The sequence below is a fragment of the Paraburkholderia kururiensis JCM 10599 = LMG 19447 genome, from assembly GCF_003986935.1.
Classification (GTDB): domain Bacteria; phylum Pseudomonadota; class Gammaproteobacteria; order Burkholderiales; family Burkholderiaceae; genus Paraburkholderia; species Paraburkholderia kururiensis.
The window spans coordinates 1-330 of record NZ_RJZE01000132.1; the positions used below are offsets into that span (position 1 = coordinate 1).

Here is a 330-nt window from a genome sequence, read left to right on the forward strand (position 1 = left end):
CGGGGCTGTCGACCACCGACAGCAATGTTGCATCGCTGTCGACCTCGACGTCGACCACGGCCAGCTCGCTGTCGACCGGTGTCAGTTCCCTGTCCACGGGCGTGAGCTCGCTCTCGACAGGGCTGTCGACGACCAACAGCAATGTCGCGTCGCTGTCGACCTCGACATCCACCACGGCCAGTTCGCTGTCGACTGGTGTCAGCTCCCTGTCCACGGGTGTGAGTTCGCTCTCGACGGGCCTGTCGACGACCAACAGCAACGTCAGTTCGCTGTCGACGGGGCTGTCGACCACCGACAGCAATGTTGCATCGCTGTCGACCTCGACGTCGA

1 protein-coding gene is annotated in these 330 nt (G+C 63.6%); it reads right to left on the reverse strand.

The genetic code is table 11. The annotated features are described in order from the left end of the window. Positions 1–330, reverse strand: a 330-nt coding sequence (locus PKKP23_RS34885; RefSeq protein WP_275094597.1) for a hypothetical protein, incomplete at both ends; no start/stop codon positions are given.